Source organism: Pseudomonas sp. HN2 (assembly GCF_020736465.1).
GTDB lineage: Bacteria > Pseudomonadota > Gammaproteobacteria > Pseudomonadales > Pseudomonadaceae > Aquipseudomonas > Aquipseudomonas moraviensis_A.
This window is the reverse complement of the sequence record NZ_CP085885.1, coordinates 5,150,954-5,169,097: the sequence shown is the minus strand read 5'-3', so window position 1 is coordinate 5,169,097 and position 18,144 is coordinate 5,150,954. Positions and strand designations below refer to the sequence as shown.

Below are 18,144 nucleotides of genomic sequence, written 5' to 3'. Positions count from 1 at the left end.
TGATGAGGATTTCCTTGCAACAACGTCAGGCACAGCGCGGCATGGTCTTGCTGGTCAGTCTGGTGTTTCTGCTGTTGCTCACGTTGATTGGCTTGTCGTCGATGCAGAGCGCCAACCTGCAAGAAAAAATGGCCGGCAGCGTGAGCCTGCGCAATCAATCGTTCCAGTCTGCGGAAGCGGCGTTGCGTGTTGGCGAAAGCGCGGTGCAGCTGGACAGTTACTCGTTGGCCGTGTGCAGCGGCACGACCCAATGCCTGCCGCCGGCGGAGTCGTCAGTGGTCAGTTCGGCCGGCTTCAATTCGACCTCGGGGGTGACCTGGGTCGCCGCCGGTAATGGCTTCTATGGCGTGCAGAACATCGGCACGACCCTGACGGCAGTGAACGTGCCAAGTAACACCTCGGCGACGTTGTATCGAGTCACCGCAGTCGGCATCGCCGGCAATTCGCGTAGCGTGGTGGAGAGTATCTATGCGAAGTATTGAGCGCTGCGCCTCGCTGCTGATCGGCATGCTCCTGAGTTTCTATCTGGCGGCGCCGGCGTGGGCATTCACGCCTTCCGATTCGCCGCTGCTGAGCGCGGCTGCGGTGGCGCCGAACGTGATGCTGCTGATCGACGACTCCGGCAGTATGAACAGCATTATCTACGCCGCCGGATTCGACCCGAACGTCAACCGCACACCCGCCCGGCAGTGCAATGCTTTTCTCGGATTGTGCTCTGCACTCAATGCTCCACAGATCACCGGCGACACAGTGTTTCTATCGAGCCTGCCGACCTCCGGGTGCTCGGGAGGCGCCTATGCGTTCTACAACAACAGCGTGGCGCCCTTGTGCCTCAAGCTCCCCGACCCCGTAGGCAACGAGAACACTCGGTATTCCGCCGATTACATTTCCTACATAGTCAGCCTCGCCAACAGCACCGGCACCCGCGACTTCACCACGGGGGCGATTCCCAACGATTACCGGATGAACGTCGCGCGCAACGTTTCCACCGCACTGGTCAGCAGCAACCGCACCCTGCGCATGGGCCTGTCGACGTTCAACCCGGCCACCAGCAGCAACCCGGGCAATGGTGGCTTCATCGCGCGCTCGATCACCGATCTGTCGCCGGTTACCGGCAGTGTGACCCAGGCCCAGGCGGACGCTAACTACAATGCGCTGATTTCATCGATCAACGGCTTGAATGCCGTGGCCAATACACCGTTGGCCGAGAGCTATTACGAAGTGACTCGCTATATGCGTGGCCTGGCGCCGTATTACAACGTCACGCCGGCGACCTATACCAGCCCGATTCAATATCGCTGCCAGAAAAACTACGGCGTGGTAATCACCGATGGCTTGCCGACTTACGACCGGACGTTCCCGACTAACGATCCGCTGGGAGGCAGTCGCTTACCGAACTGGGATGGCGTGAATAACGATGGCGACAACCTCAACGGTGACGGCGAAGGCGACACCCTGTATCTGGATGACATTGCCAAATTCGCCTTCGACATCGACATGCGCTCGACCGGTACCGACGCCGCCGGCAAGAGCTGGAACGCGGTGGATTTTCCCCGGCAGAACATGAACACCTACACCGTGGGTTTCGCTGCGGATAACGACATGTTGTCCGACGCCGCCAGTTATGGGCAGGGCAGGTACTACCAGGCGACCGACAGCTCCGGGCTCAATGCGGCGTTATCGTCGGCATTGAGCGATATCACTTCCAAGGCCGGCTCCGGTGGCGCCGGCGTCGCCAGCAGCAGCACCTTGAGCAGTGGCAGCAGTTTTTACCAGACCACTTACGATCCCAAGGATTGGCGCGGCACGATCAGGTGGTTCGGGTTTACCTCGACCGGCACGGTAAATACCTCGGCGGCGCAATGGTCGACCGACACCACGATCGTGCCCTCTGCCACGGCGCCGACTTTCCAGTCATGGAACACCGCGAGCAATGCGCCAATTGCTCTGGCATTCGGCAGCTTTTCCCCAGCCCAGCAGACCACGCTGAATCAGGGCCTGCCCACCGGTATCAGCGGCAATGATCTGGTCGAGTGGAGCAAAGGTACCAACAAGGCCGGGCTCAAGGTGCGTAGTGCGCTGCTCGGCGACATCATCAATTCGCCGCTGGTGCTCGCGTCGCCTTCGGACAAGACCGCATCCGATTTGACGGGTGACAGCAGCTACACCAACTACCTGACGACCAAGGCTGCGAACATGAACACCAGTCTGGTGGTCAACGCCAACGACGGTTTCGTCAATGTGATCAATTCGGCGAACGGCACCCGTCGTTATGCCTATATGCCCTCCAGCGTGCTGCCGTCCCTGCGACTGATCGCGGACACCAACTACGTCAACGGCGTCAGCCACAAATTTCTGGTGGATGGTCAGGTCGGCGTGTTCGATGCGCAGGCCGGTACCACCTGGAAAACCCTGGCCATTGGCGGAACGGGGGCCGGCGGCAAAACCTTCTATGGGCTGCAACTGTTCGATGCCTCGGCAGGGAACGTGATCAGGGCACTGTGGGAAGTCAGTGCGCCGGCCACGGCCAACACGGCGAATGCGTTCAATGATCTGGGTTACGCCTATGCCAGGCCGGAAGTGGCACGCTTGGCCAATGGTCGCTGGGCGACTTTCATCGCCAATGGCTACGGCAGCAATTCGGGGGTTGCAGCGTTGTATGTACTGGATGCGCTGGATGGTTCGCTGATCAGGAAAATCGTCGTCGACAGCACGGAAACCAGCAACGGTCTGTCATCCGTGGAACTCAGGGTGAACTCTTCGAACGTGGTACAGGCGGCCTACGCTGGCGACCTGAAAGGACGCATGTGGAAATTCGACCTGAGCGCGACGGCGCCGGAAAGCTGGGGCGTGGCGTTTGCCGGCAAGCCTTTGTTCACCGCGCCGGGCGGGGCAACGCAGCCGATCACCGCGCAACCGCTGCTGGCGGATAACGCTCAGGGCGGCAAACAGGTGTTCTTTGGCACCGGCAAGTTCAACGAAACCGCCGACAAGACCAACAAGGATCTGCAGGCGTTCTATTCAATCTGGGATGCAGAAGGCGGGGCCGGACAAATCACCGTCAGCAGTTTGCAGGCGCAGGCGATTACCGGTTCGTTCTCCGGCAGTTCCGGGCAGTTCCTGACCACCAGCCAGAATGAAACGACGTATCCGGGAGAGAAAGGCTGGTATTTGCCGCTGGTGTACAACAACGTGCTGACCGGCGAGCGCGTGATCAACCAGGCCAGCATTGTGTTGGGACGAGTCGTTTTTACCACCGCCAGCGTCGATACCACTGACCCGTGTTCTAGCTTTGGTACGGGCAGACTGGTCGAACTGGATGCGTTCAACGGTAAGATGCTCAACTACGCCGTGATCGACACCACGGGTGACCGTTTGGTCGACAGCAATGACACGATATCCAGTGGCGTGGTATTCACCGGTGGCATTCCGACCCTTAACGTCATTTCCCGAGATGCCAAGACCAAGCTCGTGAGCGACACCAGTGGTGTCATCACCACCGTTGTGGAAAAAGGTGGCGGCGGCAGCCGTCGTATCATGTGGCGACAAATCCAGTAAGCGAGAATTTGAGGCATGCGCAGAACCAGCCGAGGTTTTACCCTGATCGAGATCATGATCGTTATCGCGATTATCGGGATCATCCTCACCATCAGCATTCCCAGCTACAACGAATACGTGAAGAAGGGCCGTCGCGCCGAAGTGGTCTCGCTGCTCTCGGAGCAGGCGCAGACCCTCGAACGCTTCTACACCCGCAACAATGTCTACACCGGCGTCACCGGGCTGAGCACGGGCAATGATTTCTACACCATCACTCCAACGCTGACCGACCAGACCTTTGTGCTGACCGCGATTCGTAAAACCGGATCGGCCATGGCCACCGACAAATGCGGTGATTTCACCCTGACCAATACCGGCGTGCGAAGCATGAACAACGCGACCACCGGAGTGACCACCAAGGATTGCTGGGGCCGCTGACGCACTCTCTTTCGGGCGCCTTTTGCGCCCACTGTCTTTTTTACGGTTGGATCAAACATGACCAGGCAACAGCAAGTGGTGATTGTCGGTGGCGGGGTAATTGGCCTGCTCACTGCCTACAATCTCGCCTCCGAAGTGCGCAGCGTGGTGCTGCTGGACCGCTCGAATGTCGGCCAGGAGTCGTCCTGGGCCGGCGGCGGCATTGTTTCGCCGCTGTATCCGTGGCGCTACAGCCCGGCGGTTACTGCGCTGGCGCATTGGTCGCAGGATTTTTATCCACAGCTCGGCGAGCGCTTGTTTGCCGACACCGGGGTCGATCCTGAAGTCCACACCACCGGCCTGTACTGGCTGGATCTGGACGATGAAGCCGCAGCGCTGGCCTGGGCCGAGCGCGAACAACGGCCACTGCGGGCTGTGGATATCTCGGCGGCGCATGACGCGGTGCCGGTCCTCGGCAGCGGTTTCAGCCGGGCGATCTACATGGCCGATGTCGCCAACGTGCGCAACCCACGGCTGGTCAAGTCGCTGAAAGCGGCATTGCTGGCGCTGCCGAACGTGACGATTCATGAGCAGTGCGAAGTCAGTGGTTTCGTCCGCGAAGGCGAGCGCGTGGTTGGTGTGCAAACTTCCACTGGGGTGATCAGCGGCGACGGGATTGTGCTGACGGCGGGGGCGTGGAGCGGTGATCTGCTCAAGACGCTGAACCTGACGCTGCCGGTAGAACCCGTCAAAGGCCAAATGATTCTCTACAAGTGCGCGGCTGATTTTCTGCCGAGCATGGTGCTGGCCAAGGGGCGTTACGCGATTCCGCGTCGCGATGGTCATATTCTGATCGGCAGTACGCTGGAGCACGAAGGCTACGACAAGACCCCGACCGATGTGGCGCTGGAAAGCCTCAAGGCCTCGGCGATCGAGTTGTTGCCGGCGCTGGCGGATGCCGAAGTGGTCGGGCATTGGGCCGGGCTGCGGCCGGGTTCGCCGGAAGGCGTGCCGTACATTGGCCGGGTGCCGGGGTTCGAGGGTTTGTGGCTGAACTGCGGGCATTACCGCAATGGGCTGGTGCTGGCGCCGGCCTCGTGTCAGTTGTTTGCCGATGTGATGCTGGGGCGGGCGCCGATCATTGACCCGGCGCCGTATGCGCCTGAGGGCCGTATTTAGTCAGAGGCTGGTAGACCGCCTTCGCGAGCAGGCTCGCTCCCACAGGGATACCCATTCCAAGTGTGGGAGCGAGCCTGCTCGCGAAAGGGCCCTTCAATCCAGACCCAACTTCTTCAGCCGATAACGCATCGACCGAAACGACAGACTCAACCGCTGCGCCGCCGCCGTGCGGTTCCAGCGGGTTTCCTCCAGCGCCTGCAGAATGAGTTTGCGCTCGACGCTCTCCAGATAATCCTCGAGATTGTCGATCTGCGTCAGATCAGCCGTCGCCCCATCCGCGGCGCAATTGCCTTCGCTTAAACGCAGATCCTGCGCTTCGATCGTGCGCTGTTCACACAAAGTGTGCGCGCGTTCGAGGACATTCTCCAGTTCGCGCACGTTGCCGGGAAAGCGATAGTTCTTCAGCGCCTCCAGCGCTTGCGGATGCAGGCGCGCTTCGGGTTGTCCGGTGTCCTGGGCCAAGCGCTTGAGCACATGCATGGCGAGCGCCTCGATGTCGTCGCGACGTTCACGCAGGGAAGGCACGCGCAGTTCGATGACGTTGAGCCGGTAATACAGATCCTGACGGAAGCGCTCGGCCGCGACTTCGGCTTCAAGGTCTTTGTGTGTGGCACACAGGATGCGCACGTCGACCACCGTTTCCTGCTGGCCGCCGACGCTGCGCACGGCTTTTTCCTGAATCGCCCGCAGCAGTTTCACCTGCATCGGCAGTGGCAGATCGGCAACTTCATCGAGAAACAGAGTGCCGCCATGGGCCGCCTGGAACAGCCCCGGCTTGTCTTCGACGGCACCGGTGAAACTGCCTTTGCGGTGGCCGAAGAATTCGCTTTCCATCAGCTCCGACGGAATCGCCCCGCAGTTCACCGGCACAAAGGGCTGGCTCGCGCGCGGGCCTTGTTCGTGAATCAGGCGTGCGACCAGTTCTTTGCCGCTGCCGGATTCACCGCTGATGTACACCGGCGCCTGGCTGCGCGCGAGCTTGTCGATCTGCTTGCGCAGATTGGCCATCGGCGGCGAGTCGCCCAGCAAGCGTCGCTCGATTGCCGTACTCAGGCCACCGGCTGTCGGAATGCGCAGCGCCGAGCTGACCAGCTCGCGCAGTCGCGGCAGCTCCACTGGTTTGGTGAGGAAATCGAACGCGCCGGCCTTCAGCGCATTGATAGCCGTTTCCAGGCTTCCGTACGCGGTGATCATCGCTACCGGCAGATGCGGAGCGCGCTGCTGGATGTGTTGCACCAGCTCCAGCCCGGTGCCGTCGGGCAGGCGCATGTCGGTCAGGCACAGGTCAAAGTGCTCGCGCTGTAACAGCGCCTGAGCCTCGCCCAGGTTGCGTGCGCTGAAGGTCTCGAGTTTCATCCGTCCCAGGGTGATTTCCAGGAGCTCGCGGATATCCGGTTCGTCGTCGACGATAAGAATTTTTTGCCGTGGGCTTGTATTCAACTTTGTTTCCGTCCGTGAGCAAAGGTGATGCGAAAGCAGCCGCCGCCTTGGCGTGATTTGAAGTCTAGGCGTGCCTGGTTGCTTTCGCACAGCTCACGGGACAGATAAAGGCCAAGACCGGTGCCCTGGCTGCTGGTGGTGAAGAACGGTTCGAACAGATGCGCCTGCTCGTCGGCCGACACGCCGGGGCCGTTGTCCTGCACTTCGAGTACTGCCAACTGGCTGTCGGGGTCGACGAACAGCGCCAGCCAGACCTCGGCCTGCTCGTGCAACTGGGCACTGTGCCGCCAGGCGTTGCGGATCAGATTGTCGAGAATCTGCCGCAGCTGGTTGGGGTCCATCAGCGTGGTGAAGTCGCCCGAATTGATCCGTAGATGAATGTGCTGGCGCTCGGTGGCTTGCTCGCGGGTTTCGCCGACGAAGTCTTCCAGCCACGGCTTGAGGTCCAGCCGTTGCGGTGCGCTTTGCTGACGGCGGGACAATTGCAGGACGTTTTCGATGACTCGGTTCATGCGCTGGGAGTGATCTTGAATAATCTGCGTCAGACGCCGATCCGCGCTATCGAGTTCCTCGGACTCGGCCAACAGCTGCGCGGCATGACTGATTGCGCCCAACGGATTGCGAATTTCGTGGGAGATGCCCGCGGTCAAACGCCCGAGCGCAGCGAGTTTGAGTTGCTGCGCCTGTTGGGTGATTTGCGCCAGATCTTCGAGAAACACCAGGGTCTGCTGGTTCGGGCTCTGCTCGAGGGCGATGAAGCTTGGTTGCAGCTCGAGGCCGTTGCCGGGGATTTTCAGGCTCTGCGGGCGCAAGGTCGGGTTGTTGCGCCACAGTTGCAGGCGATCGACCAGCGCGGGCGAATACTCATCGATCAAATGACCTTGCAGGTGGCTATGGCCGAGCAGGCTTTGCGCGCTGTGATTGGCCAGTTGCACCCGGCGTTGCTCATCGAGCACCAGAATGCCAGTGCGCATGCGTTGCAGGATCAACGCGTTGAGCGCTTCCAGGCCAACCACTTCACTGGCGCGCTGTTCGGCGAGGGTTTCACTGACTTCGAGGCGGCGGATCAGCCCTTGCACCAGCAACGAGGCGGCAAAGCACAGCGCTCCGAGGGTGCCGGCTTGCAGGTAGGCGTTGGCGCTGAGGGGATGGCTGAAGCTCAGCAGAAAGCTCAGGCCGACAATGCCGATCGCCGCGATGGCGGCAATCAGCAGGCCGATGCGCCGGCGCAGCAGGGTATTGCTGATCGCCACCGAGACGACCAACAGATTGCCCAGCGCACTGGCGACGCCACCAGCGGCGTAGAACAGGCCGCACAACAGCAGCACATCGACCAACGCTAAAGTGAACAGTTGCGCCGGGCGCCGGGTGTTTTCGAGGAACACCACCAGCAGCATATTGATGATCAGATACAGCCAGCTGCCACCGCGCAGCAGATCGTCGTTGGCCGACGTCAGCAGGCGGTTGTCCATGTTGCTGGAGATCAGCAGCACCAGGGTGATGCCGACACTCAAGCGGTACAGGTGATAAAGGCGCAGCAGACGCTGAGCCTGTTTCTGGTCGGCGTTGGCGGCCTCAGCGACCACTGGCGCCCGGGCCTTGCTCAAGATGAGCCTGGCTGCAATACCATTGTTGCTGGTTACCCAGGGCGCGGTCGCGCGGCAGGTGCACGCCGCAATGGGCGCAACGCACCATCGGCGGGGCGTCCTGTTCGCGTGGCGATCGGGTGGACGAGGCGGGGGCCTTGAATTTGCGCCAGAGCCAGATGGCGGCGAAGATCAGGGCAATCCAGAACAATAAACGAAGCATGATGAGCGGCTTTTCGACTGATGATCCGGCAGTTTAGCCAAGGACCCGAGCAGCGCACAGCCTATTAAAGCGCGGCAATAAAAAAGGGAGATCCGCAGATCTCCCTTTTTCGTACAACCGGTGTGATCAGTCGAACACGCCGAAGGTCATGTAGCTGAACCACGAGCGGTCGGTGTCGCTGGATTCAGGCTCTGGCTCTTCGATCACGTCGCCATTTTCGTCTTTAGGCTTGAGCTCGTTCGGGATCGCGTCTTTCGCGTCCTGGAACTGCTTCTGCACGTCCTGGTTGGCGCGGGTCTCGCCCGGCGGCAGCGGTGGACGGGATTCGATCAGGCCCAACGTCGCCTTGCTCAGGAACGAACGGTTGTCGGCTTCGGCTACGCGTGGCACGAACTGGCCGTCCTGCAGGTTCGGGTGATCCGGGTAGTTGAGTTTCAGGGTTTCCAGACTGGTGGCCGCCAGATCGTCGAGGTGCAGACGCTGGTAGGCTTCGGTCATTACCGCCAGGCCGTCGCCGACCGATGGGGTTTCCTGGAAGTTTTCCACCACGTACTTGCCACGGTTGGCAGCGGCTACGTAAGCCTGACGGGTCAGGTAGTAGTCGGCCACGTGGATTTCGTAGGCGGCCAGCAGGTTGCGCAGGTAGATCATGCGCTGCTTGGCGTCCGGCGCGTAGCGGCTGTTCGGGTAGCGGCTGGTCAGCTGCGCGAACTCGTTGTACGAGTCGCGGGCGGCGCCCGGGTCACGCTTGGTCATGTCCAGCGGCAGGAAGCGCGCCAGCAGGCCGACGTCCTGGTCGAACGAGGTCAGACCCTTGAGGTAGTACGCGTAATCCACGTTCGGATGCTGCGGATGCAAACGAATGAAACGCTCGGCGGCGGACTTTGCAGCTTCCGGCTCGGCGTTCTTGTAGTTGGCGTAGATCAACTCCAGCTGAGCCTGATCGGCGTAGCGACCGAACGGATAACGCGACTCCAGAGCCTTCAGCTTGGCTGTGGCGCTGGTGTAGCTGTTGTTGTCCAGATCAGTCTGAGCCTGCTGATACAGCTCGGCTTCGCTGAGGTTTTCGTCTACGACTTCCTTCGATGAGCAAGCAGCGGTCAATGCGAGGATGGCGATCAGCAGCAGGTGTTTCACTTGCATGGCGGCTTGCGTCCCTATGACGGCCGCTGTCTTGGGCGGGGCCGTCCTGTTATGATGAGCGCCCCGTTGAAAAGCCTCGGGGCAAAAGACGCCGTATTTAACCACAAGCGCGCAGCCGAAACCAAAGGCTGTGCCGACGCCCAGTCCGAGCATGTCCGATAAAATTGAACTTCGCGCAGAGGTGCCGTCCGAATTGGGCGGCCAACGCCTCGATCAAGTCGCCGCCCAACTCTTCGCTGAGCACTCACGCTCGCGCCTTTCCGCCTGGATCAAAGAAGGTCGCCTGACTGTGGACGGGGCGGTGATCCGCCCGCGCGACATTGTGCATGGCGGTGCCATCCTTGAGCTGACTGCCGAGCAGGAAGCCCAGGGCGAGTGGATCGCCCAGGACATCGAGCTCGATATCGTCTATGAAGACGACGACATCCTGGTGATCAACAAGCCTGCAGGCCTGGTGGTGCACCCGGCTGCCGGTCACGCCGATGGCACCTTGCTCAACGCTTTGTTGCACCATGTGCCGGACATCATCAATGTCCCGCGTGCCGGTATCGTGCATCGACTGGACAAGGACACCACCGGTCTGATGGTGGTGGCCAAGACCATTCAGGCGCAGACCAAGCTGGTCGCGCAATTGCAGAGCCGCAGCGTCAGCCGCATCTATGAGTGCATCGTCATTGGCGTGGTCACCGCCGGTGGCAAGATCAACGCACCGATCGGACGCCACGGCCAGCAGCGCCAGCGCATGGCGGTGATGGAAGGCGGCAAGCCTGCCGTCAGCCACTACCGCGTGCTCGAGCGTTTCCGTTCCCACACCCACGTGCGGGTGAAACTGGAAACCGGTCGGACCCACCAGATCCGCGTGCATATGGCGCACATCAACTTCCCGTTGGTCGGCGACCCGGCGTACGGCGGGCGTTTCCGCATTCCGCCAGCGGCCAACCCGACCATGGTCGAGTCGCTCAAGCACTTCCCGCGTCAGGCCCTGCACGCGCGCTTCCTTGAACTCGATCACCCGACGAGCGGTGAGCGGATGAGCTGGGAATCGCCGCTGCCGGAAGATTTCGTCTGGCTGCTGACTCTGCTCAAGCAGGATCGCGAGGCCTTCGTCGGATGAACTGGCTGACGCCGGACTGGCCTGCGCCGGCCAGCGTCAGGGCCTGTGTCACCACCCGCGAGGGCGGTGTCAGTGAGGCGCCGTTCGACAGCCTCAATCTGGGCGATCACGTCGATGATCGCCCGGAAGCGGTGGCCGAAAATCGTCGCCGCTTGACCGATCACTTCTCCATACAACCTGCCTGGTTGCAGCAAGTGCACGGCATTACCGTGGTACATGCTGATCCGGGCATCGTTGCGACTGCAGATGCCAGTTGGACCGCAACGCCGGGTATTGCCTGCGCGGCGATGACGGCAGACTGTTTGCCGGCATTGTTCTGCGATCGTGCCGGCACGCGTGTCGCGGCCGCTCATGCGGGTTGGCGTGGTCTGGCGGCGGGCGTGCTTGAGGCAACTCTCGACAGCCTCGATGTTCCTGCTGACGAGGTACTGGTCTGGCTCGGCCCGGCCATTGGCCCCAAAGCCTTTGAAGTCGGTCCGGAAGTACGGGAAGTCTTCATCAATCAGCTGCCTGAAGCAGCAGAAGCGTTCGTACCGAGCAACAATCCCGGCAAGTTCATGGCTGACATCTATGAATTGGCGCGCCTGCGTCTGGCTGAATGCGGAGTCACCGCTGTTTATGGTGGCGGTTTCTGCACCGTGACCGATCCGCGCTTCTTTTCTTACCGCCGTGCGTCGCGCACTGGTCGGTTCGCTTCATTGATCTGGCTCACCCGCTAGACTTGCCTGACCTGTATCAACTCTCCGACGCTTGAATCTCCCAGAATCGACCGCATCTACAGTGGTATCTGGCAGGTTTCTTTATTCAGGATGGTTTCTTAGGTCCGGCCTGCTCAAAAGGAAGGTGACCCATGCGTATAGACCGTTTAACCAGCAAATTGCAGTTGGCCCTGTCCGACGCCCAGTCGTTGGCGGTTGGCCACGATCATCCGGCCATCGAGCCGGCGCACTTGATGCAGGCCATGCTTGAACAGCAGGGCGGTTCGATCAAGCCGCTGTTGATGCAAGTAGGCTTCGACGTCAACAGCTTGCGTAAAGAGCTGACCAAAGAGCTCGACCAATTACCGAAAATCCAGAACCCGACCGGCGACGTGAATATGTCGCAGGATCTGGCGCGCCTGCTCAATCAGGCTGACCGTCTGGCCCAGCAGAAAGGCGACCAGTTCATCTCCAGCGAACTGGTGCTGCTCGCCGCAATGGACGAAAACAGCAAGCTCGGCAAGTTGCTGCTCGGCCAGGGCGTGAGCAAGAAAGCCCTGGAAAACGCGATCAATAACTTGCGTGGCGGCGAAGCGGTGAATGACGCCAACCACGAAGAGTCGCGGCAGGCACTGGACAAGTACACCGTCGACCTGACCAAGCGCGCCGAGGACGGCAAGCTCGATCCGGTGATCGGCCGTGACGACGAAATCCGTCGGACCATTCAGGTTCTGCAACGCCGTACCAAGAACAACCCGGTCCTCATCGGTGAACCTGGCGTGGGTAAAACCGCGATCGCTGAAGGTCTGGCCCAGCGCATCATCAATGGCGAAGTGCCGGACGGCCTCAAGGGCAAACGCCTGCTGTCGCTGGACATGGGCGCACTGATCGCCGGTGCCAAGTATCGCGGTGAGTTCGAAGAGCGCCTCAAAGGCCTGCTCAACGAACTGTCGAAGCAGGAAGGGCAGATCATTCTGTTCATCGACGAACTGCACACTATGGTCGGCGCCGGTAAAGGCGAAGGCTCGATGGACGCCGGTAACATGCTCAAACCCGCGCTGGCCCGTGGCGAGTTGCACTGCGTCGGCGCGACCACGCTCAACGAGTACCGCCAATATATAGAGAAGGACGCGGCGCTCGAGCGGCGTTTCCAGAAAGTCCTGGTGGACGAGCCAAGCGAAGAAGACACCATCGCCATTCTGCGTGGCCTCAAGGAACGTTACGAGGTTCACCACAAGGTGGCGATCACTGACGGCGCGATCATCGCCGCGGCCAAGCTCAGCCATCGCTACATCACTGACCGGCAGCTGCCGGACAAGGCCATCGACCTGATCGACGAGGCCGCCAGCCGCATCCGCATGGAGATCGACTCCAAACCGGAAGTACTCGATCGTCTCGAGCGACGCCTGATTCAGCTGAAAGTGGAATCCCAGGCACTGAAGAAAGAAAGCGACGACGCGGCGAAGAAACGTCTGGAAAAACTCCAGGAAGAAATCGAGCGTCACGAGCGTGAGTATTCCGATCTGGAAGAAATCTGGAATTCGGAAAAAGCCGAGGTGCAGGGCTCTGCGCAGATTCAACAGAAGATCGAACAGTCGCGTCAGGAACTGGAAGCGGCGCGCCGCAAAGGTGACTTGAACCGCATGGCCGAGTTGCAGTACGGGGTGATCCCGGATCTGGAGCGCAGCCTGCAGATGGTCGACCAGCACGGCAAGAGCGAAAATCAGTTGCTGCGCAGCAAGGTGACCGAGGAAGAGATCGCCGAAGTCGTGTCGAAGTGGACCGGCATCCCGGTGTCGAAAATGCTCGAAGGCGAGCGCGACAAGCTGATGAAGATGGAAAGCCTGTTGCATAAACGGGTAATCGGTCAGGAAGAGGCGGTCGTGGCCGTGGCCAACGCCGTGCGGCGTTCCCGTGCCGGGTTGTCCGACCCGAATCGTCCGAGCGGCTCGTTCATGTTCCTCGGCCCGACCGGTGTCGGTAAAACCGAGCTGTGCAAGGCGCTGGCCGAATTCCTCTTCGACACGGAAGAGGCAATGGTGCGGATCGACATGTCCGAGTTCATGGAAAAACATTCGGTGGCTCGTCTGATTGGTGCGCCACCGGGCTACGTCGGCTATGAAGAGGGCGGCTATCTGACCGAAGCGGTGCGTCGCAAGCCGTATTCGGTGATCCTCATGGATGAAGTCGAGAAGGCGCACCCGGATGTGTTCAATATCCTCCTGCAAGTGCTCGAGGATGGCCGTCTGACCGACAGTCACGGGCGTACGGTGGACTTCCGCAACACGGTGATCGTGATGACGTCCAACCTCGGCTCGATGCAGATCCAGGAGCTGGTCGGTGATCGTGAAGCGCAGCGTGCCGCGGTGATGGACGCGCTGACGTCGCACTTCCGGCCGGAGTTCATCAACCGCGTCGACGAAGTGGTGATCTTCGAGCCGCTGGCACGCGACCAGATCGCCGGGATTACCGAGATCCAGCTGGGCCGTCTGCGCAGTCGCCTGGCCGAGCGCGAGCTGAAGCTGGAGCTGAGTCCGGAGGCGATGGACAAGCTGATCGCCGTCGGTTACGACCCGGTGTATGGCGCGCGTCCTTTGAAACGGGCGATCCAGCGCTGGATCGAAAACCCGCTGGCGCAGTTGATCCTGTCGGGACATTTCATGCCAGGCGACACCGCCACTGGCAAGGTCGAGAACGACGAAATCGTTTTCGGCTAAGCCTCAGCAGCAATGAAACCGGGAAGGCCTCGCATTGCGAGGCCTTTTTTTCGCCAGGCTGTTGAACTCAAAGGAAAAGGCTTGTAAAGTGCGCCCCGCAGTCAGTCACCGGCAGCGTTTCAACCCACCGGGTTGGAATCTGAAATAAGTTGCAAATCATTAACTTGAAAGCAATTTAGGGGGTTGACAGAGGTGTTCTAGGTTGTAGAATAGCGCGCCTCAGACACACGAACGCAGCGATGCGAACGGGTGGCGAGAAGCAACAAGGCTTCACCGTTGTAACTTGAAATATGTAGTTCCGTGATAGCTCAGTCGGTAGAGCAAATGACTGTTAATCATTGGGTCCCAGGTTCGAGTCCTGGTCACGGAGCCAATTTCAAATCGGGGTATAGCGCAGTCCGGTAGCGCGCCTGCTTTGGGAGCAGGATGTCAGGAGTTCGAATCCCCTTACCCCGACCATATTTGGGTCGTTAGCTCAGTTGGTAGAGCAGTTGGCTTTTAACCAATTGGTCGTAGGTTCGAATCCCACACGACCCACCATTTTTGAAACCAGTTAGCGCTGGGATCGAATCTTAAGATCAGAGGCCAAAAGCGCTGATCGAAGAAGGCGATCTTTGAAAGGTCGCCTTTTTTTTACCGGGGTATAGCGCAGTCCGGTAGCGCGCCTGCTTTGGGAGCAGGATGTCAGGAGTTCGAATCCCCTTACCCCGACCATATTGAAAATCCTCGTGTCGAAAGATACGGGGATTTTTTTTGCCTGCCGAAAGGCGAATCCCTTCAAGTCGTCATACAACCTGCCGATAGCCCGCTAACAAGAGGGGACTGCCAACGCTTCGCCCCTTGAATCTGGCCATTACAAGAATAAGGGCGTTCGTCATGTTGCTTCGTCAGTTGAATATTGCTCCCCGGGCTGCCCTGGGATTTGCCCTGATCGCGGTGTTGGTGGCCTTGCTCGGTGTGTTTGCGCTGGGGCAGATGTCGAGCATTCGCGACAGTGAGGTAGCGGTGGAGAACCGCTGGTTGCCAAGTATTCGTGGCGGCGACGAGATCCGCGAACTGATGCTGCGCATCCGCACCATTTCCCTGCGCATGGCGCTCGATCAGGATCCGGCCAACATCGCCACCTATCGCGGCCAGATGGACACCCGCGACAAGGAGCTGAGCGAGAAGATCGCCGCCTACGACAAACTGGTCGACACTGCCGAGGGTCAGCAGCTGTATGACCAGTTCAAGAAAACCTTCGCCGCCTATCGCACCGGCATTGCCCAGTCATTCACCCTCGCCGAGCAAGGCAAGCGTGAAGAGCTGACCAAATTGCTGCTGGTTGATATGAAGACCGTGGTCGACGGCTCCGGCAAGCAACTCAACGATCTGGCCGATCTGTTCGCTCGGCAGGTCGCAGCTGAAAGCGAGAAGTCCGCCGCGCATTACGAAACCTCGCGGACCATCGTCACGCTGTTCATTGCCTTGGCAGCGCTGGCCACGGTGGCACTGGCGATGCTGCTCACACGCAGTATCGTGCGCCCGCTGAGCAGCGCCGTAAGCGCCGCGGAAAGCGTGGCGCAGGGCGATCTGACCCGCCCCATCGAAACCCATGGCAACGACGAAGTCAGCCGCTTGCTCAAGGCCCTGGCGACGATGCAGCAAAACCTGCGCGAGACCCTGCAAGGCATCAGCGGCTCAGCCACGCAGTTGGCCACCGCCGCTGACGAACTGAGCGCCGTCACCGTCGACAGCACCCAAGGGCTGCAGCAGCAGAACAACGAAATCGAACAAGCCGCCACGGCGGTCAATCAGATGACCGCTGCGGTGGAGGAGGTCGCGCGCAACGCGGTATCGACGTCCGATGCCACGCGTCAATCCAGTCAGTCGGCGCAGTTGGGCCAGGAGCGCGTCAGCGAAACCGCCAGCGCTATCAGCGCCTTGGCCAGTGATGTGCAGAACACCGGCGAATTGGTGCAGTCGCTGGCCAATCAGTCGCAAGACATCGGTAAGGTTCTGGACGTGATTCGGGCTATCGCCGAGCAGACCAATCTGCTGGCGCTCAACGCGGCCATTGAAGCGGCACGCGCGGGTGAAAGCGGTCGAGGTTTTGCGGTAGTGGCCGATGAGGTGCGCGCACTGGCGTATCGGACCCAGCAATCGACGCAGGAAATCGAGCAAATGGTGCAAGGCATGCGCAGCGGCTCGAGCCTGGCGCTGGATTCAATGCAGGCCAGCGCTTCCCGTGCGGCGAGCACGCTGGTCCTGGCTGAGCGGGCGGGTGAGGCGCTGGTGACGATTACGGCTTCGGTGCACGAGATTCACGAGCGCAACCTAGTCATCGCCAGCGCCGCTGAAGAACAGGCGCAGGTGGCGCGGGAGGTGGATCGCAATCTGGTGAATATTCGTGATTTGTCGGTGCGTTCGGCCGCAGGAGCCGATCAGACCAGCGCGTCGAGCCATGAGCTGTCGCAACTGGCCAATGCCCTGCAAGGCATGGTGCGACGCTTCCAGCTCTGATGAACAGAGATCAATTGTAGGAGTGAGCCTGCTCGCGATAGCGGTGGTTCAGGCATTGCATGAGTGAAGGATAGATCGCCATCGCGAGCAGGCTCACTCCTACATATATCGTGGTCGTCTGCTGAATTGCGCACAACACAAGACAATGTGGGAGCGAGCCTGCTCGCGAAGGGGCCGGATCATTCAACGACAGTGTTGACTGACCCACCGCTTTCGCGAGCAAGCTCGCTCCCACAGGTTTGCGCTTTAGTGCAATTTCAGACGCGGCTCGGTACCACGGCCAATCTTGCTGCCCAGCATCAGCATCGCCGTGCGGAACGGACCATACAGCGCCATCTGGTGCATGCGGTACAGCGACACGTAGAACATCCGCGCCAGCCAGCCTTCAAGCATGACGCTGCCGGTCAGGTTGCCCATCAGGTTACCCACAGCAGAAAAACGCGACAGCGAAATCAGCGAGCCGTAGTCGGTGTACTTGTACTGCGGCAGGCTCTTGCCTTCGATACGCAGTTTCAGCGACTTGGCCAGCAACGACGCCTGCTGGTGCGCAGCTTGTGCACGCGGCGGGACGTTGCGATCGGTGCCCGGCTGCGGGCAGGCCGCGCAGTCACCGAAGGCAAAGATGTTTTCGTCGCGGGTAGTTTGCAGGGTTGGCAGTACTTGCAGCTGATTGATGCGGTTGGTTTCCAGACCGTCGATGTCCTTGAGGAAACCCGGTGCGCGAATACCGGCGGCCCAGACTTTCAGGCCGGCCTTGATCTCGTTGCCATCGGCGGTGATCAGGCTGTCGGCGGTGACTTCGCTGACCGCGGCGTTGGTCATCACATTGACCCCGAGCTTCTCCAGGGTCTTGTGCACCGGCCCGCTGATGCGCTCTGGCAGGGCAGGCAGCACTCGCGGGCCGGCTTCGATCAGCGTGATGTGCATGTTTTCCGGTTTGATCCGGTCCAGACCATACGCCGCCAGTTCATGGGCGGCGTTGTGCAGCTCGGCCGCCAGTTCGACGCCTGTGGCGCCGGCGCCGACGATGGCCACGCTGATCTGCTCGACCACATCGGTCTGCCCGGCGTGGGCGCGCAGATAGTGATTGAGCAATTGCTGATGGAAGCGCTCGGCCTGTTTGCGCGTATCGAGGAACAGGCAGTGCTGCGCCGCACCCTGGGTGCCGAAATCGTTGGTGGTGCTGCCGACGCTGATTACCAGCGAGTCGTAAGCCACTTCACGCGCCGGCACCAGCTCGACGCCGTTTTCGTCGTAGGTGGCGGCCAGCTGGATTTTCTTCTGCGCGCGATCAAGCCCGCTCATGCGCCCGAGCTGGAACTCGAAGTGGTTCCATTTCGCCTGGGCGACATAGTTGAGTTCGTCTTCGGAAGAGTTCAGGGAACCGGCAGCGACTTCGTGCAGCAGCGGTTTCCAGATGTGGGTCAGGTTCGCGTCGACCAGCATGACGCTGGCCGTGCCGCGTTTGCCCAGAGTCTTACCCAGACGGGTAGCCAACTCCAGACCGCCGGCGCCGCCGCCGACAATGACAATACGATGGGACATAGGGATAACTCGCAAGGTTTTTAAAGGAAATCGGTGCGGTTAC

The 18,144-nt window shown here is 60.5% G+C and carries 13 protein-coding genes and 4 tRNA genes; 12 read left to right on the top strand and 5 right to left on the bottom strand.

Features of this window, described 5'->3' with window-relative positions; genetic code table 11:
- Positions 1 to 2 precede the first annotated feature (2 nt).
- The 4 genes from LIS66_RS22885 to thiO are packed head-to-tail and all read left to right on the top strand — an operon-like array spanning position 3 to position 5,133.
- Positions 3 to 482: a pilus assembly PilX family protein gene (locus LIS66_RS22885; protein ID WP_042610495.1), complete on the top strand. Its 480-nt coding sequence runs from the start codon at positions 3 to 5 to the stop codon at positions 480 to 482.
- The gene (locus tag LIS66_RS22880) at positions 469 to 3,558 is read left to right on the top strand and encodes a pilus assembly protein (protein WP_227973094.1); all 3,090 of its coding nucleotides are present in this window, start codon (positions 469 to 471) and stop codon (positions 3,556 to 3,558) included. The genes LIS66_RS22885 and LIS66_RS22880 overlap by 14 nt, the downstream gene beginning before the upstream one ends.
- Positions 3,559 to 3,573: 15 nt before the next feature.
- On the top strand, positions 3,574 to 3,975 hold the full coding sequence (locus LIS66_RS22875) for a type IV pilin protein (RefSeq protein WP_227973093.1): 402 nt from the start codon (positions 3,574 to 3,576) through the stop codon (positions 3,973 to 3,975).
- 57 nt (positions 3,976 to 4,032) lie between these two features.
- A complete protein-coding gene (thiO, locus tag LIS66_RS22870; protein ID WP_227973092.1) occupies positions 4,033 to 5,133 on the top strand; it encodes a glycine oxidase ThiO in 1,101 nt (366 codons plus the stop codon).
- Between the two features lie 93 nt (positions 5,134 to 5,226).
- Here the strand turns inward: thiO and LIS66_RS22865 are convergent, their stop codons facing one another.
- The 4 genes from LIS66_RS22865 to LIS66_RS22850 form a co-directional block, all read right to left on the bottom strand.
- Positions 5,227 to 6,573 carry a sigma-54-dependent transcriptional regulator gene (locus tag LIS66_RS22865; protein WP_227973091.1) on the bottom strand — a complete coding sequence of 449 codons (1,347 nt, stop codon included), beginning with the start codon at positions 6,571 to 6,573 and terminating at the stop codon, positions 5,227 to 5,229.
- The gene (locus LIS66_RS22860; protein ID WP_042610490.1) at positions 6,570 to 8,159 is read right to left on the bottom strand and encodes a sensor histidine kinase; all 1,590 of its coding nucleotides are present in this window, start codon (positions 8,157 to 8,159) and stop codon (positions 6,570 to 6,572) included. The genes LIS66_RS22865 and LIS66_RS22860 overlap by 4 nt, the downstream gene beginning before the upstream one ends.
- The gene (locus tag LIS66_RS22855; RefSeq protein ID WP_039761661.1) at positions 8,149 to 8,382 is read right to left on the bottom strand and encodes a PP0621 family protein; all 234 of its coding nucleotides are present in this window, start codon (positions 8,380 to 8,382) and stop codon (positions 8,149 to 8,151) included. The genes LIS66_RS22860 and LIS66_RS22855 overlap by 11 nt, the downstream gene beginning before the upstream one ends.
- 126 nt (positions 8,383 to 8,508) lie before the next feature.
- Complete coding sequence (locus LIS66_RS22850) at positions 8,509 to 9,525, bottom strand: outer membrane protein assembly factor BamD (RefSeq protein WP_064364119.1); 1,017 nt, start codon at positions 9,523 to 9,525, stop codon at positions 8,509 to 8,511.
- Between the two features lie 151 nt (positions 9,526 to 9,676).
- On the opposite strand from LIS66_RS22850, the gene rluD reads away from it, so the two are divergent.
- From rluD to LIS66_RS22810, 8 genes are all read left to right on the top strand, one after another.
- A complete protein-coding gene (rluD, locus tag LIS66_RS22845) occupies positions 9,677 to 10,639 on the top strand; it encodes a 23S rRNA pseudouridine(1911/1915/1917) synthase RluD (RefSeq protein WP_042610487.1) in 963 nt (320 codons plus the stop codon).
- Positions 10,636 to 11,358 (top strand): peptidoglycan editing factor PgeF, encoded by a 723-nt coding sequence (gene pgeF, locus LIS66_RS22840; RefSeq protein WP_227973090.1) that lies wholly within the window; start codon positions 10,636 to 10,638, stop codon positions 11,356 to 11,358. The genes rluD and pgeF overlap by 4 nt, the downstream gene beginning before the upstream one ends.
- A gap of 131 nt (positions 11,359 to 11,489) precedes the next feature.
- The gene (gene clpB, locus LIS66_RS22835; protein ID WP_016773142.1) at positions 11,490 to 14,054 is read left to right on the top strand and encodes an ATP-dependent chaperone ClpB; all 2,565 of its coding nucleotides are present in this window, start codon (positions 11,490 to 11,492) and stop codon (positions 14,052 to 14,054) included.
- 297 nt (positions 14,055 to 14,351) lie between these two features.
- Positions 14,352 to 14,427 (top strand) — tRNA-Asn (locus LIS66_RS22830).
- A gap of 9 nt (positions 14,428 to 14,436) precedes the next feature.
- Positions 14,437 to 14,513: transfer RNA gene (locus LIS66_RS22825), tRNA-Pro, on the top strand.
- Positions 14,514 to 14,518: 5 nt separating this feature from the next.
- Positions 14,519 to 14,594, top strand: a tRNA-Lys gene (locus tag LIS66_RS22820).
- A 97-nt stretch (positions 14,595 to 14,691) separates the two neighbouring features.
- Positions 14,692 to 14,768, top strand: a tRNA-Pro gene (locus LIS66_RS22815).
- A 162-nt stretch (positions 14,769 to 14,930) separates the two neighbouring features.
- Positions 14,931 to 16,556 (top strand): methyl-accepting chemotaxis protein, encoded by a 1,626-nt coding sequence (locus tag LIS66_RS22810; RefSeq protein ID WP_227973089.1) that lies wholly within the window; start codon positions 14,931 to 14,933, stop codon positions 16,554 to 16,556.
- A gap of 246 nt (positions 16,557 to 16,802) precedes the next feature.
- Here LIS66_RS22810 and LIS66_RS22805 read toward each other — a convergent pair whose 3' ends face one another.
- A complete protein-coding gene (locus LIS66_RS22805) occupies positions 16,803 to 18,101 on the bottom strand; it encodes an NAD(P)/FAD-dependent oxidoreductase (protein ID WP_227973088.1) in 1,299 nt (432 codons plus the stop codon).
- Positions 18,102 to 18,144 lie beyond the last annotated feature (43 nt).